We start from the raw sequence: 14,491 nt of genomic DNA, 5'->3' as shown, positions 1-14,491 counted from the left end.
TCAAAGCAAAGGAGCATCTCATGGCAGGAAAAATAAAGAAAAAGCACCGCGGTCTGCGCTTTTTGTGTGGTCTGATCTTATTTTTAATAGCGCTCAGTGTCATCGGCACTGTTTTTTTATTGCGCCGCAATGTCACTGCCACTTTTACTCCGGTGGACTATGCCGAGAGTAACGAAACTCTGGCAAATCCTTATACCGGCTGGTATCACACCTATGAGTATGAGATCTCCGACGAGACATCTTTTGATCCATCCACCGTGGACTATGCGTTGGTTCTGGATAATTCCACACGCCTCTGTCTTGTCCGCATCAACCTCAAAAATTATGCCGCCGGTGCCATATCCGATCATGGACTGGCTGACATCCGCGCCATTTTGAGCACCTGGGCGGCGACCGACAAGCAGATGATCCTGCGTTTCTGCTATGATACGACCGGCGACAATTCCATCAGCGAGCCTTCCGACCTGACCACCGTCTATCGCCATATGGAACAGGTGTCCGACATCATCAATGACTATGCCGCACACATCTACCAGTTGCAGGGGATATTTGTCGGTGCGCAGGGTGAGACACTCTCATCGCCAAGTCTGACGGATGCCACCCTTGCCGACCTGACAGACTACTATGCTTCCCTAACCGACAAATCGCTCTATCTGGCTTGCACGATGCCGGGCAATATTTGCAGGCGATTGGACAGACCAGTGTACCACCGACCCTTTTTACTTCCGACAAGACCCTTTTCTACCGTCTGGGACTTTTTAACGATAGCCTGACGTCTGCCCTATCAAATGCAGAGGCAGAAGCCACATCTACGATCGCATCCTTTGCCCCATGCGGCGGCTCTGTCGCGGCAGACCCTTCGCTGGCAGACGCAGCCACCGCCATCCAGATGCTTCAGGCACGCCATATTTCCTATCTGAACGCCGAGCAGACGGAAAGCACGCTGACATCCTGGAAAAGCCAGACCTACACTTCTTCCGATGCCTACAATGGTCTTACCCTGTATGATTATATGACGACCCATCTGGGTTACCGCTATGTCCTGCGGGATGCAGCCCTATCTTTTAACACCTGGAAAAACGAAAGCGGAAGTCTCACGCTTTCCATAGAAAATGTCGGTTTTTCCGTTTCTTACATGCCATATGATGTGTGCCTGCTCATGCGCAATCAGGACACGGAAGAAATGATCACCCTTCCACTGGATACGGATAATCGCAGTTGGAATCCGCAGGAAACGACCACCTTAAAGCAGTCCCTTGCCCTGCGGGATTATGACAAAGGTACTTACAGCCTTTATCTTTTGGTACAGAATCCTGCTAGCGGAGAGGTCATCAAACTGGGAAATACCATGCCTCTGACCTCCAACGGCTACATGATCGGAAGCCTTGTGATCGAATAAATCAGATTTTACAGTAAAAAGTTTACAATTTATCCTTGACTTCATGTGTAAAAACAGATAGAATACTATTTGCGCGCAGGAGTGGCGGAATTGGCAGACGCGCAGGCTTCAGGTGCCTGTGGTAGCAATATCGTGTGGGTTCAAGTCCCATCTCCTGCATCAAAAAAGGAATCCTTTTCGGATTCCTTTTTTCATTATCAATATAAATATTTCTGTTCAAAATCATCTACACTAAGCGGCTTGTCAAACAGATAGCCCTGTATCAGATCCACATTCATATCCTTTAAGGCATCACACTGATTCTTGTCCTCGACACCTTCAACGCAGACATGCATATGCAAAGCATCAGCCAGTTGGGAAACAGATTTGACAAAAGCCTCCGAAAAGACATCCTCTCCCACATCCTCAACAAAGCACTTGTCGATCTTGATCACATCGATCGGCATACTACGGATGTGATTCAGCGAAGAATAACCTGTTCCGAAATCGTCTAACGCAACGCGCACACCCAGTTTCTTAATCTCTCCTAAGACCTCCTGCATGCGTTTCATATCATTGATAGCAAGCCCTTCCGTCACCTCAAGTGTCAGATTAGAAGGCTGAACTTCTGTCTCTGTCAGTGCATTTTTTATCGTATCAATAATGTCATTCTGTAACAGTTGAATGACGGAAAGATTGACATTTACCTTATACTCCGGATGTCCGAAATCATTCCAGTATTTGCAGCGCTTGCAGGCTTCGATCAGGACATGATAGCCGATCTCATTGATCAGTCCCAGATACTCTGCCAAAGCGATAAATTCCGATGGCATCACAAAGCCGAGTTTCGGTGAATTCCAACGCACCAGAGCCTCCGCCCCACAGCACGGACGCTCCGGCTTGCTAATGTCAATGAGAGGCTGGTAGTAGACTTCAAACTCTTTGCAGCCCTGTTCTACCGCCTCACGCATGCATTTTTCCATATCCAGACGTTCCACAGAACTGGTGCACTGGTTGTTGTTGTAATACTCGACTCGATTCTTTCCCTGACTCTTTGCCCAGTGCAGAGCAATATCCGCTCTCTGTAAAAGTAAGGACAGATCGATCCCATCCTTCGGGATACGCACAACGCCCATACTCATGGTGCAGTAATACTCTGTCCCCTGTAAGAGCCATGGTCTTGAAAACAGATTCTGTATATTTCGGATCATCGCATCCCTCTGTTCGATATGACGGGTTGTCACGATCACTGCAAACTCGTCGCCGCCCAAACGATAGCAGTGACCTGCCACACCATCCATATGTCCCAGAGCATCTGCCACATTCTGTAAGAGCAGGTCACCCACATGATGCCCCAGCCCGTCATTGATATGGTTAAAGTCATCCAGATCGATATAAAGGATGGCACTCTCTCCACCACTGCGCACGGTCGCGTGGATCTCTTTTGTCAGATCCTCCTCAAAACGCATACGGTTGTAAAGGCCTGTCAGATAATCTTCATTTGCCTGATGCTCAATGCGTTCCTGATAGCGTTTGGTCTTGGAAATATCATAGATCGTTGCCAGACGCACCTCTTTGCCGTCCACCCAGCCGATCTTTGAAAACGTGATCTCCAGCCACTTGTCACTGCCTGCCACCCGATACTCATGAATGCCTTCCATGCCATCCGGGGAAATGGTCAGCACTTTCTCCAGTTCGATTCGGTCTTGCTCTGTCATGCTCATTTCCTTAAAGGCATCATTGGCATATAGGATCTGTCCGGTCTTTAAGTCATTGACGCTGATGCCGCAGCCGGCATTTTCTAAGATCGCATCCAGTGCCGCATAGGAACTTGCCAGTGAATTTTTCGTGATACGTTTGACTAGGATCGTCTGCGTGATGCGCTTGATGTCATTTAAAAATCGCAGGTCTTCTACGCTCCATTTGCGGTCTTCCTCCATCATGGTAAAGCACAGATACATACTGCATTTGCCGTTGACATTCAAAGGCAGAAATACACCACAGCGAATCTCATACTTGGTGAAATAGTCTAAAAATGGCTTTGGCATAATCGTCTCTGACGAGATCGTGTATGGGCGTCCTGTCATAAAAGGTACTTCTGCCAGCGGCAGGCTGCCGTAAGTCCGCATATGCTCATGTTCCGGCTTATCTGCCCATTCACAGATCATCTCTACATGTTCTTCGTCCACCTGCAATTTCAAAAGACTGCCATTGGACAGATGCATATAAGTTCCCACGCGCTCCAATATATCTTCCATGATCTGTGCAAAAGTGACATCCGATTCCATCATCTTTAAGATCTCGGTCAGCACCTCTGTCTTTTGCAAAAGATACTCCATGTGCTTTTCGTTTGCTTCTAACTGGGCGATCTCCTCTGCCTGCGCAGCCAGATGGATCTTGCTGGAAAAATAATTTTTTGTCAGCACATCCAAAAGTGCCACCGCCGCATCAAAGGCTTTTGTCGTTGTTTTACGCATGATCTGCGGCACCTGATCCTCCGGTCTGATGCATTCCGCGTCGATAGCAACCAGTACCCACGCACCGTCAAATCTGCCATCCTCGTCACGGATGGCGATTCCACGCAACTGCACACATGGCATACTGGATTCGACCGCGATCACATCTTCTCCCCCTACATCCGAAAAACTGGCGATCAAATTTCGCTGCGTTGCCACCGGAAACACGCGGTCAATAAAGTTCTGTTCTTCCTTTGTACCAGAAAAAGATGTCAGCCGGCGCATGTTTCTGCTGACGCATACGCAATAGACACCCTGTGTCTGACAAAACTGATCCTGCATTGCCTGCATCTGTTCCTGATCCAGACAATTCATGACATCTTTCTTTTGTAAGTCTTGTTCCTGTCCCTCATGATCTGTATACATACCCTACCCTCTTTTTTTCAAAATGTAGATCTGCTCACGTCCACGCATAGGAATCTGGCGTACCAGTTGAAACTCCTCATGCAGACGTAATTGTTTTTTCAAGATCCCTTCCTCGGTTGAAAGGGCAAATACCATCGCCTGATCTGCCGTGATCTCACCGGTCTTGTCAAAAAATCTACGATAAAATTGATCGACTTCTTCCCGCTCCTTATGCTCCATGCGTGGGAATTCCGTGATCACCTCCTCCATCAGATACGATGAAGTAAAATCAAAATAATCTCGATTGATAAAATAAATGTTCTTTCTTGCCTTCTCGGCATCCTGTCTGCCATAAAAATGGCTTCTCCAAAACTGTCAATGCCATAGACATCACGCGTTCTTCCCGCCTGCATACGTTCGATCAAAAGTGTGCCAAGACCGCAGAAAGGTCGATCACATGTGCTTCTTCTTTTAAATATGGACGGACCAACTCCACCATCTCTGCCGCCACGACTGGCGCCATAGAGGTCGGCAAGGCATGCTCTCGATAAATAAAACGTCTGTCCGCCTGTCCTAAGACTCTGGCATACACCACATAAGTCCCATCTTTCTTTTGCCTCGGCAAAAGTTCGATGACCGCATCTTTTGGGCGGTTAGCAAGTCTTCCCTGACTGCCTTCCTCTATAGCATAGGCAAGTCGCTTGGTCGTCTTGCTGTCAGCGTCCATCTGCATCCGCAGGGCAAACGGGTATTTTTTCTTTTTTCCATAGACCTCCTCCAAAAGGGGAAGAAGTTCGGAAAGTACGATCGCCTGCGCCAGATTTTCTTCTGCCGCAAGGGTCTGACCGCGAAATCGAATGACAAAGAGCATTTCCCGATAGATGCGGATCTGGCTCAATTTATCCAGGGAGTCTGTGAGCAGGCGTACCCCACGCCCTACCATCCTCGCATCCGCATAGCCCAGATCCTGCACCTGTGCCAGGAGTGCCTCCCTCATATAAGGATCCGTTGTAAGGATCAGAGCGTGTTTCTTGTGGATACCCTGATACCGGTAGTTTTCCTTCTCCTGGTATGCCTCCAGCAAAAGATCCATCTGCTCCAGCAAAAGACGCATATGTTTTTTGTCTTCTTCCCAGATCTCTTCTGCGCCCAGCCGCTTTCTCTCTGCCTGCAGGCTTTCCAAGATCTCTCCACAGTCGTAAGCCGAAAGTCCCTTGATATAAGAAGCCAAAACAAACTTGGTATCTTCCCTTTCATAAGCCGCCCAGAGTGCCTGTGTGACCTGACCTGCCAGTTCCAGTGCCTGTACCCGGTCAGAAAGATCTCCCAGCAAAAGGGCTGCATTCTTTCTGGTCTTAGCATCCGCATGGGAAAGCAAGTCCCCTAAGCGTCCGATAAAGGCTGCATCTACATAGGTCTCTGCCGCCTTTTTATCCTCCTTGATCTGACTGCGCAGATTGCTCAAAATGGATCTTACCTCTTCTGTTTGTGTGATCTCTGTCAATAATTCTTTGATTTCCATGCTCTATCCTAAATTCTTTTCTTCTTTATCTGTCCGCTTTGCGGTCCGGTATTTGCGCGGCGAAATACCATAGGTCTTTTGAAACAACCGATGAAAATAAGAAACATTTTCATAGCCTACCGCCACCGCGATATCCGCCACGGTCAGCCCGGATGTTTCCAGCAGATATGCCGCCTGACGCATACGCTTTTGCTGCACCAACTCGGTATAAGTCGCACCGGTAAAGGAATGAATGGCGCGGCTCAGCCAATACACATCATAATGGAGCATCTGCGCCAGTTCGGATAATTCACCATCCTTGTAATGCTCCTCGATATAACGATATACCGACATCAAGAGTTCCTGATTTTTATTGTCTTTACCAACACTGACCAAGTCGGTATAATTCATCAGTTGCAGTAGCAGCAAGCCCATGGTCGCCTGGTTGATGCTCCGCTTGTTGGGCTGTTTGTTATGTATGGTCCAGATCAGATTCTCCATGAGATTCTGGATGGGCAGCACCCCTGATACCTGAAAGTGCAGATAGGAGACATCCGCATCCTTACTCTTTAAACATTCCAGAACAAACTTACGGATCAGGTTGTCCTCCTCGCCCATCATAGAGAGGGCATAGTCAAAAAAAGCCGGTAAGATGATAAAGTTGACAGCAATATCATCCTCGCCTGCCGGATAGATCTCCTGCGTGGCGTTCTGGTTTAAAAAAAGCATTTCACCGGTCTTTAACTCGATCCGATCACCATTGACGATATGCGTGGTCTGTCCGGAACACATATAGATGAGTTCCACATAATTGTGTGTGTGCGCCGGAAAATGCACAAAGCGGGTATGGGTACGGATCTCTATGGTCTTACCACTCTCGATCAGCCGCTTGTAATCGACCATATGGGTCTCCGGCTCCATATAGATTCCGCGATCCACATCGACCTGTCCCTTAAGATAGCCCTGTTCTTCATCGCTGATCTGTCTTAATTCATTCAGCAGTTCCTGATTCATCTGACTCCTCTAATCTGCGCCAATCTTCTTCCCGCATCTTGTCCTTCATCCGATGTTCCTTTAAATATCTTCGCACAAAGCATAAGAGGACAATACTGATGGTAGATATCAGATCATCCAGCGGTGTTGTCGTCGTGACAACGATCATATGACGTGCCACTAAAAAGATGATCGTCTCCAAGACATTATCTGCGGTCGGCCTGCATAACATTTTCAAAAATTCAACACCGATCACGACCAGAAATACCTGTTCTAAAAACTCCAGCATTGCCCCAGCCGTTGAACGGTTCTCCCACAATTCACCCACATGTGGGATCAGCGCGATCAGCGCGATCACGACCGCAATAAAAACAAATATCGCTGCGATCAACTCTAAAATGTGACACAATTCCGTCACCCATTTTTTGACATAACCATAAACCTTATCAAACATAAATACTCCTCTTTCATCTTAAATCCTAGTTATCCAATTAAATATTATCGTATTATCCTTACCCACGTCAAGCCCATTATATGCAGGCTTCCTCCAGCGACCCAAAAATAAAAAAGCCCGATCAGATCCTGTCTGATCGAGCCCTTCCTTTATCCTATTCTGCGATCTTATTCTACAACCTGTGTCCATCCGTAAGGATCTTCGATCTTGCCCCACTGGATGCCGGTCAAAGTATCGTATAATTTCTGTGTTAATTCGCCTGTCTTGGCATCGTTGATGACAACAACATCATCCTTGTAACGAAGTTCTCCAACCGGTGAGATAACAGCTGCGGTACCGGTACCAAATACTTCTTCCAAAGTACCGTCATGCCCTGCCTTCATCAGATCGTCTACAGAAAGACGTGTCTCGTTGACCTTGTATCCCCAATCACGAAGCAAATGGATCATGGAATCTCTGGTAACACCCGGAAGTACGGTTCCCTCGATCGGTGCAGTGTAGATCTCGCCGGCAATCTTGAACATGATATTCATAGTACCAACTTCTTCTACATATTTACGATGCTCACCATCAAGCCAGAGTACCTGTGCATAGCCCATCTTCTCAGCCTTAACCTGTCCTAAGATAGATCCTGCATAGTTACCGCCACACTTGGTAAATCCGGTACCACCCTTTACGGCACGAACCAATTCATCCTCAACCAGAATCTTAACCGGATCAAGTCCTGTTGCATAGTATGCTCCAACCGGGCAACAAATGATCATAAACTTGTAAGAAGATGCCATATGCACACCAAGCGCTGCTTCTGTAGCAAACATAAACGGACGGATGTAAAGAGAAGTATCCGGCTCAGATGGAACCCAATCTGCTTCCTGCTTTACCAGTGCTCTGACTGCTTCTACAAACATGTCCTCTGGGAATGCCGGCATACAAAGTCTTGCGTTGGAATTGATCATACGTCTTGCGTTCATTTCCGGACGGAACAACTGGATCTTGCCCTCAGCGGTACGATATGCCTTCAAGCCTTCAAATGTCTCCTGTGCATAGTGCAGTGTCACACATGCCGGATCCAATTCGATCGGTCCCTGTGGTACGATTCTAGCATCGTGCCATCCCTGATCCTTGTCCCAGTCCATGATAAACATATAGTCTGTCATGTACTTACCAAATCCAAGATGTTTCTGATCTGGCTTTTCCTTTAACTGCTTACGTTCTTCAAATCTAATTTCCATGATTTCTTCCTCCATATATTGCATAATCGCAGATGAAATCCTGCAAAATTTCTCTGTTTTTCTTATTATCTTCCTCTTTACAAGGCTTGTCAAGAATACAGTCTATAATTATCCTGCATTTTTCTTAGGCTTTTTTGTATATTTTTTCATTCCCCACAGGTAATGGTTCTTGAAAGCCTTTTTCAAAAATAATATAATGGTAAAAATAAGAAAGATACGAAGGGAGTACATTATGCATACATTTCAACCATATCCTATGAATATGTTAGAATTTAATCCTTTTCAAAAGATCGGTAGCGAATGGGCAGCCGTGACCGCAGAGGCAGACGGCAAAGCCAATGCCATGACTGTTAGTTGGGGCGGTGTCGGTGTCATGTGGGGAAAAAACGTAGCCACCATCTATATCCGTGATTCCCGTTACACAAAGGAACTGATCGATGCAAGCGATACATTTTCTATCAATTTCTTTGAAGATGATCATATGCACAGCACACTGAATTACCTGGGCAAGGTTTCTGGTCACAATGAGGATAAGATCGCCGGAGCACGTCTGCATATCAACCACATGACAGGCACTCCGTTTTTAGACGAAGCCAAATTTGTCATCCTCTGTAAAAAATTATCTGCGACCCGCATAACAGCCGATCAGTTCATTGATCCGACTATCGCAGACAAGTGGTATGCGGATGGCGATATGCACACCATGTATATCGGCGAGATCACAGATGTCTTAGCCCGCTAATATATGCTCATACCCAAAAGCCCGGATGCTGTTTGCACCCGGGCTTTTTATGTATTACTGTTCGTTTGAGATCGTATCCTGTAATTTTTCTACTTTTCCATGCAATCTGCCAATCGTATCGGAGAAATCCTGAATGGTGTCGTAAATCATGACAGCACCATCTACACCGTTTCCGGATAGTTCAGAAACACGATTGGTATTTTCAGAAACACTCACTACACTGTCAACGATCTTGGCTGTGTTATTGGACACCTCATTGACACCATCAATGATACCATCCACCATAGTCTTTAACTTACCGACATTATCCTTGGTCTGTTCAAAACTGCTGTTGACATCCGCGATCTTGGTATTCTGTAACTGAATCCCCTCTACGCAGTGATTCATCTTTTCTACAGATTGATTTGCCACAGAGATCAACTGGTTCATAATCTGTGTAATCTCTTCCGTAGAGTTCTTGGTCTGCTCTGCCAACGTACGGATCTCATCGGCTACTACGGCAAATCCCTTGCCTGCCTCGCCTGCTCTGGCTGCCTCAATCGACGCATTGAGGGCTAAGAGGTTGGTCTGGCTGGAAATGGAAAGAATAGCATCCGTGATGCTGGAAACGCCCTGGATCTGTGCTACCAGATCGGTAATGATCTGATTGGTCGCTTCGATATCTCCCGATACTGCCTGTGCCTGCGTGCGCATATCCTCTGAAAGGACAGCACCTTCGCTGACTTTTTCATACACTTCTTCCGCATTCTGCTGGACACGTTCTGCACTTGCCTGTGTTTCCTGCACGATTGCATAAATGTTCTGTGTCAATTCGGACTGATGGCTCATTTCCTGACTGTTCACGGAAGATGCGGAAGAAATATCACTGAGTGCACCCTTATTTTCATTTGCCTGCTCTGTGATGTCATGCATGCCATCCGTGATCACATGGAAATTATCCAGAATGTCCTGTGAGATCTGTCCCACCTGATTTGCCACCTCGATGGCTTCATTGGTCTGCTTTTGGATCTGATCCATATTATCCTTGGTTGCATTGTAGATGCGAAGTACCGTATACATGCTAAAGAAACCAAACAGCATAGTAGAGATCAACTCTATGGTTGCATCTTCCCCTGTCATCTGTCCCTGTACAGATCGATATCCAATACTTACCAGATTGATGATGACTGTTGCAGTAGTACCGCAAGACACCAGACGGACATTCTGATACACAATCAAAGCATACACCGTTATAAATACAATCGGATATATTTTGGCTGCTGATGTGAATGTCACAACAATATAAGGAATCAGATACATGACTGACATCTTGATATGCGTATTTTCTTCGCTTCCCTTACACAATCCCCAGAAAGATGCCAATATAAAACATACCAGCATAACTACCATGCCCGGCGCAGACATGGTGTGCGTGATCAGCATGATCAGCAGCCAGCCTAGGAAAGACATACCGTAGATCATCACCCCTAATTTATTTGATCTGGCGGTCTGTTCCGGTGTAAGTGCAATTGCTTTCTTTGGTTTCTTTGCCATAATTTATACCCCTACCCTTTCTAGTACCTGATTATTCTTCTATGTTTTCTAACGCAAGTCCCAACTCATCTAACTGTGCCTGATCAACCGGTGTCGGAGCCTCTGTCATCAGACAGGATGCATCCTTGACCTCGGGAAAGCAATCACATCACGGATAGAATCTGCATGCATCATCAGCATGATCATACGATCCAATCCAAATGCCAGTCCTGCATGTGGCGGTACACCATAAGAGAAGGCATCCAGTAAGAATCCAAATCTCTCATGTGCTTCTTCATTGGTAAAGCCAAGTGCATTGAACATTTTTTCCTGCACATCGCTCTGATAGATACGGATACTACCACCACCAAGTTCACAACCGTTTAATACGATATCATATGCCTTTGCACGGACAGCACCCGGATCACTGGTAAGTTTGTCCAGATCTTCCTCATAAGGCATGGTAAACGGATGATGCATGGCAACAAAACGGTTCTGATCATCTGACCACTCAAACTGTGGAAAATCCACAACCCAAAGGAAAGCAAATTCATTTGGATCATAGAGATTAAACTCTTTTCCTAACTGTAAACGCAAGGAACCTAAAACTTCCCATACGATCTTATTGCGGTCTGCTGCAAACAAAAGCAGATCTCCCGGCTGGCCATCCATAGCAGATACCAAAGCGGCAAGTTCTTCTTCTGTCATAAACTTGGCAAAGGATGACTTGTAAGTGCCATCTTCGTTGATAGAAAGATATGCCAGTCCCTTGGCACCACAACCCTTAGCATGATCTACTAACTTGTCAATCTTTTTGCGGGACATTGCTGCCTGACCTTTGACATTGATACCACGGACACTTCCGCCATTTTCCAAAGCACCGGTAAATACGCCAAAACCGCATCCGGCAACAACCTCTGATACATCTATCAGTTCCATGCCAAAACGGACATCCGGCTTGTCAGATCCAAAACGATCCATAGCCTCCTGCCAAGTCATGCGCTTGAGCGGAAGTGGTACTTCTACGTCAAGTGTCTCCTTGAATACGCGGGCGATCAGACGCTCATTAACATCTAAGACATCTTCCATATCTACAAAAGACATCTCCATATCCACCTGGGTAAATTCCGGCTGACGGTCTGCACGCAGGTCTTCATCACGGAAGCACTTTGCAATCTGGAAATAACGATCATACCCAGAGCACATCAACAACTGCTTAAATAACTGTGGTGACTGTGGCAATGCATAAAAACTGCCCGGATGCACACGGGACGGTACCAGGTAATCTCTGGCTCCTTCCGGTGTGGATTTCTGTAAGATCGGTGTCTCGATCTCTAAAAATCCTTCATCCTGTAAGAAAGAACGGATCACGCCCATAACACGGCTCCGCATCATCAGATTCTTTTGCAGATCCGGGCGACGCAGATCCAGATAACGATATTTCAAACGTAATTCTTCCTTGGTCTGGATACCGGCTTCGATCGGGAATGGCGGTGTCTGTGCCTCAGAAAGCACGCGGATCTGCGTTGCGAACACCTCGATATCTCCTGTTTTTAAGTTCTCATTGACGGCTGCGGAACGCTTCTGTACCTTGCCGACGATAGCAACCACATACTCGCTGCGCAAAGTTCCTGCCTTGGCAAATCCTTCGCTTCCGATCACAGGCTCATCAAAGACTACCTGCATCATACCACTGCGGTCTCTTAAATCAATGAAGATCAGACTTCCTAAATTTCTTCTTTTCTGCACCCATCCCATCAGCGTAACTTCCTCGCCGATCATAGTGTTATTTACTTCTGTACACCGGTGACTTCTGTGAAGCCCCTGCATAGACTCTGCCATGTTTCTTATCCTCCTGCCTTAGTCTCTATTGAAAAATTCTACGAATTCTTCGTAGCCTTCTTTTTGTAATTGTTCTTTTTGGAACTTTTTGTTCTTGTTCATACGAACGACCTGTACCTGTTGTCCGTTTTCTCTGGCTTCTTTTGCCTGCTTTAAGACCCCCGTCAGTTTCTCTGCCGGGTACTTCTTTTCTACCAGATAAGCCACCTTCTTTGGACGCTCCGGAATCTCAAATCCCTGCTCCATCAAAAGTAAGATGATACGCTCAAATCCAATGGAAAATCCGCAAGCCGGTACATTCTGCCCTGTAAACTTGCCGATCATTTCATCGTAACGACCACCGCCGCCACAAGATCCGCCAAATTCCGGGATTGCGATCTCAAAGATGGTTCCTGTATAATAACTCATACCACGCACAAGAGTCGGATCAAATACCAAAGCAAAATCCGCAGCCTTAGCCGCCTCAACCGTCTGGGCGATCTCACGCAGATTTCCGGAGATTTCTTCATCTAAATATCCACCCAGGGTCTCCTGTAAAAATCCTACGCCCTCAGCCACGTTTTTCTTGTCTGCCAATGCATAAAAAAGTCCAAGATACTTATCGACGCTTTCCTTTGCATAACCATTTTCCAGAAGTTCTGCCAAAACGCCCTCGATGCCGATCTTGTCCATCTTATCCAGTGTGATAAAAATACTGTCGTAATCTTTTTCTTCAAAACCACTGTAGGCAGCCATAGCCTTTAAGATACGACGTTCATTGATACGGATCTCAAAGCCGGAAAATCCAAGACGCCCCAGTGTCGTGGTCGTAGCAAGGATCAATTCGATCTCTGCCATATTGGACGGCTCGCCTAAAATATCAATATCGCACTGGGTAAACTGGCGATATCTGCCTCTCTGTGGGCGGTCTGCACGCCATACATTACCGATCTGCAATGCCTTAAAAGGACTTGGCAGATCATTGGCATTATTAGAATAGAATCTGCAAAGTGGCACAGTAAGATCATAACGCATACCAAAGTCCACCACATCGTTTTCTTCCTTCGCAGTGTCCAAATGCAATTTTTCGCCTCTTTTTAACACCTTAAAAATCAGTTTTTCATTTTCGCCGCCCTGCTTGTTGCTCAGGTTTGCGATATTCTCCATACAAGGTGTCTCGATCGGTGTAAATCCAAACTCACGATAGGTCGTCTTGATCACATTGGTCACGTAATCACGGATTTCCATCTCTCTTGGCAAAATATCTTTCATACCATTGACCGGTTTCTTACTTAAAGCCATTTCATTTCCTCCAGTATTTACATTTTCATTTCATTATAATCCGTATTCTTTTAAGAAGCAACTTGATCGTTTTACAAATTGCAGAAGGACGCAAAATCACACCACACAGTCTCTTCCTTTTTGCTTGGCCTGATATAACTTGTCATCTGCACGACTGAACAAGGCTGTAATCTCCATATCCGCTACATAACGCTCTATACCGCAACTGAAAGTAAAGTCTTCTCCACACTTTTGTCTGCCAAAGGCCTTGTAATCCTGACGCATCTTTTCCAGTAGATCGCGCACCTGCTCCTCCGTCATTTGCGGTAGAACCAGAAGGAACTCTTCCCCGCCAAAACGTACCGAAATACCATCGTCCGGCAGGTAACGGTTCATAATATCCGCAAATCCAATCAGCACTTCATCTCCAAAAAGGTGACCGTATTTATCGTTGATCTTTTTGAAGAAATCAAGATCCATAAGTGCTGTATAAAAATCCGCATGCGCTGCTCCCATGATCTTTTCCATGTAATGGTTGAGATATCTGCGGTTGTAAAGTCCCGTCAAGGCATCATGATCTGCCGCAGACCGCACAGAGAATCGACGGAACCGTCCATCCGTATATGATGACATTACCTAAAAATCCAAGCGTATTTCCAATGCATCCGGCTGCTCCAAGAATATGAAATTGCTGTAGCCCGACATTCTCTGAGGCT

12 protein-coding genes, 1 tRNA gene and 1 pseudogene are annotated in these 14,491 nt (G+C 46.2%); 4 read left to right on the top strand and 10 right to left on the bottom strand.

Annotation, left to right across the window (positions count from 1 at the left end; translation table 11 throughout):
* The first annotated feature begins 20 nt into the window (after positions 1-20).
* The 3 genes from DW996_RS00760 to DW996_RS00750 all read left to right on the top strand — a co-directional run bounded on the left by DW996_RS00760 (position 21) and on the right by DW996_RS00750 (position 1,558).
* On the top strand, positions 21-773 hold the full coding sequence (locus tag DW996_RS00760; RefSeq protein ID WP_118534573.1) for a DUF4874 domain-containing protein: 753 nt from the start codon (positions 21-23) through the stop codon (positions 771-773).
* Positions 680-1,399 (top strand): DUF4832 domain-containing protein, encoded by a 720-nt coding sequence (locus DW996_RS00755; protein ID WP_158575129.1) that lies wholly within the window; start codon positions 680-682, stop codon positions 1,397-1,399. Before DW996_RS00760 ends, DW996_RS00755 begins: the two co-directional genes overlap by 94 nt.
* A 75-nt stretch (positions 1,400-1,474) precedes the next feature.
* A tRNA-Leu gene (locus DW996_RS00750) sits at positions 1,475-1,558 on the top strand.
* A 38-nt stretch (positions 1,559-1,596) separates the two neighbouring features.
* Here DW996_RS00750 and DW996_RS00745 read toward each other — a convergent pair.
* The 6 genes from DW996_RS00745 to DW996_RS00720 all read right to left on the bottom strand — a co-directional run bounded on the left by DW996_RS00745 (position 1,597) and on the right by DW996_RS00720 (position 8,419).
* The gene (locus DW996_RS00745) at positions 1,597-4,260 is read right to left on the bottom strand and encodes a putative bifunctional diguanylate cyclase/phosphodiesterase (protein ID WP_243098624.1); all 2,664 of its coding nucleotides are present in this window, start codon (positions 4,258-4,260) and stop codon (positions 1,597-1,599) included.
* Between the two features lie 3 nt (positions 4,261-4,263).
* Positions 4,264-4,479: a hypothetical protein gene (locus DW996_RS00740; RefSeq protein ID WP_118534571.1), complete on the bottom strand. Its 216-nt coding sequence runs from the start codon at positions 4,477-4,479 to the stop codon at positions 4,264-4,266.
* Positions 4,480-4,660: 181 nt separating this feature from the next.
* Positions 4,661-5,761 (bottom strand): hypothetical protein, encoded by a 1,101-nt coding sequence (locus DW996_RS00735; RefSeq protein ID WP_118534570.1) that lies wholly within the window; start codon positions 5,759-5,761, stop codon positions 4,661-4,663.
* A gap of 3 nt (positions 5,762-5,764) precedes the next feature.
* The gene (locus DW996_RS00730) at positions 5,765-6,754 is read right to left on the bottom strand and encodes an AraC family transcriptional regulator (protein ID WP_118280832.1); all 990 of its coding nucleotides are present in this window, start codon (positions 6,752-6,754) and stop codon (positions 5,765-5,767) included.
* Positions 6,732-7,187 (bottom strand): hypothetical protein, encoded by a 456-nt coding sequence (locus DW996_RS00725; protein WP_118280831.1) that lies wholly within the window; start codon positions 7,185-7,187, stop codon positions 6,732-6,734. The genes DW996_RS00730 and DW996_RS00725 overlap by 23 nt, the downstream gene beginning before the upstream one ends.
* Before the next feature lie 167 nt (positions 7,188-7,354).
* Positions 7,355-8,419 (bottom strand): branched-chain amino acid aminotransferase, encoded by a 1,065-nt coding sequence (locus tag DW996_RS00720; RefSeq protein WP_118280830.1) that lies wholly within the window; start codon positions 8,417-8,419, stop codon positions 7,355-7,357.
* Positions 8,420-8,651: 232 nt separating this feature from the next.
* Here DW996_RS00720 and DW996_RS00715 point away from each other — a divergent pair, with 232 nt between their 5' ends.
* Complete coding sequence (locus DW996_RS00715) at positions 8,652-9,161, top strand: flavin reductase family protein (RefSeq protein WP_118534569.1); 510 nt, start codon at positions 8,652-8,654, stop codon at positions 9,159-9,161.
* Positions 9,162-9,215: 54 nt separating this feature from the next.
* On the opposite strand, the gene DW996_RS00710 is transcribed toward DW996_RS00715, so the two are convergent.
* The 4 genes and pseudogenes from DW996_RS00710 to DW996_RS00695 all read right to left on the bottom strand — a co-directional run bounded on the left by DW996_RS00710 (position 9,216) and on the right by DW996_RS00695 (position 14,408).
* Positions 9,216-10,694 carry a methyl-accepting chemotaxis protein gene (locus DW996_RS00710; protein ID WP_118534568.1) on the bottom strand — a complete coding sequence of 493 codons (1,479 nt, stop codon included), beginning with the start codon at positions 10,692-10,694 and terminating at the stop codon, positions 9,216-9,218.
* A 31-nt stretch (positions 10,695-10,725) separates the two neighbouring features.
* A pseudogene (gene aspS / locus DW996_RS00705) lies at positions 10,726-12,515 on the bottom strand (aspartate--tRNA ligase).
* A gap of 18 nt (positions 12,516-12,533) precedes the next feature.
* The gene (gene hisS / locus DW996_RS00700) at positions 12,534-13,796 is read right to left on the bottom strand and encodes a histidine--tRNA ligase (RefSeq protein ID WP_118534567.1); all 1,263 of its coding nucleotides are present in this window, start codon (positions 13,794-13,796) and stop codon (positions 12,534-12,536) included.
* Between the two features lie 96 nt (positions 13,797-13,892).
* Positions 13,893-14,408, bottom strand: coding sequence for a GGDEF domain-containing protein (locus tag DW996_RS00695; RefSeq protein ID WP_118280825.1), 516 nt, complete (start codon positions 14,406-14,408; stop codon positions 13,893-13,895).
* Positions 14,409-14,491: the final 83 nt, after the last annotated feature.

Source organism: Roseburia sp. AM51-8 (genome assembly GCF_003478275.1).
GTDB lineage: Bacteria > Bacillota > Clostridia > Lachnospirales > Lachnospiraceae > Pararoseburia > Pararoseburia lenta.
The sequence above is the reverse complement of the archived record's forward strand: the minus strand, read 5'-3'. Positions and strand labels throughout refer to the sequence as shown.

Excerpts from the sequence above, each read along its gene's own strand:
- DW996_RS00710 (WP_118534568.1), bottom strand. The coding sequence starts at position 10,694 with ATGGCAAAGAAACCAAAGAAAGCAATTGCACTTACACCGGAACAGACC.
- DW996_RS00740 (WP_118534571.1), bottom strand. The coding sequence starts at position 4,479 with ATGGAGCATAAGGAGCGGGAAGAAGTCGATCAATTTTATCGTAGATTT.
- DW996_RS00760 (WP_118534573.1), top strand. The coding sequence starts at position 21 with ATGGCAGGAAAAATAAAGAAAAAGCACCGCGGTCTGCGCTTTTTGTGT.
- DW996_RS00715 (WP_118534569.1), top strand. The coding sequence starts at position 8,652 with ATGCATACATTTCAACCATATCCTATGAATATGTTAGAATTTAATCCT.
- DW996_RS00730 (WP_118280832.1), bottom strand. The coding sequence starts at position 6,754 with ATGAATCAGGAACTGCTGAATGAATTAAGACAGATCAGCGATGAAGAA.
- DW996_RS00745 (WP_243098624.1), bottom strand. The coding sequence starts at position 4,260 with ATGTATACAGATCATGAGGGACAGGAACAAGACTTACAAAAGAAAGAT.
- DW996_RS00725 (WP_118280831.1), bottom strand. The coding sequence starts at position 7,187 with ATGTTTGATAAGGTTTATGGTTATGTCAAAAAATGGGTGACGGAATTG.
- hisS (WP_118534567.1), bottom strand. The coding sequence starts at position 13,796 with ATGGCTTTAAGTAAGAAACCGGTCAATGGTATGAAAGATATTTTGCCA.
- DW996_RS00695 (WP_118280825.1), bottom strand. The coding sequence starts at position 14,408 with ATGTCATCATATACGGATGGACGGTTCCGTCGATTCTCTGTGCGGTCT.
- DW996_RS00720 (WP_118280830.1), bottom strand. The coding sequence starts at position 8,419 with ATGGAAATTAGATTTGAAGAACGTAAGCAGTTAAAGGAAAAGCCAGAT.
- DW996_RS00735 (WP_118534570.1), bottom strand. The coding sequence starts at position 5,761 with ATGGAAATCAAAGAATTATTGACAGAGATCACACAAACAGAAGAGGTA.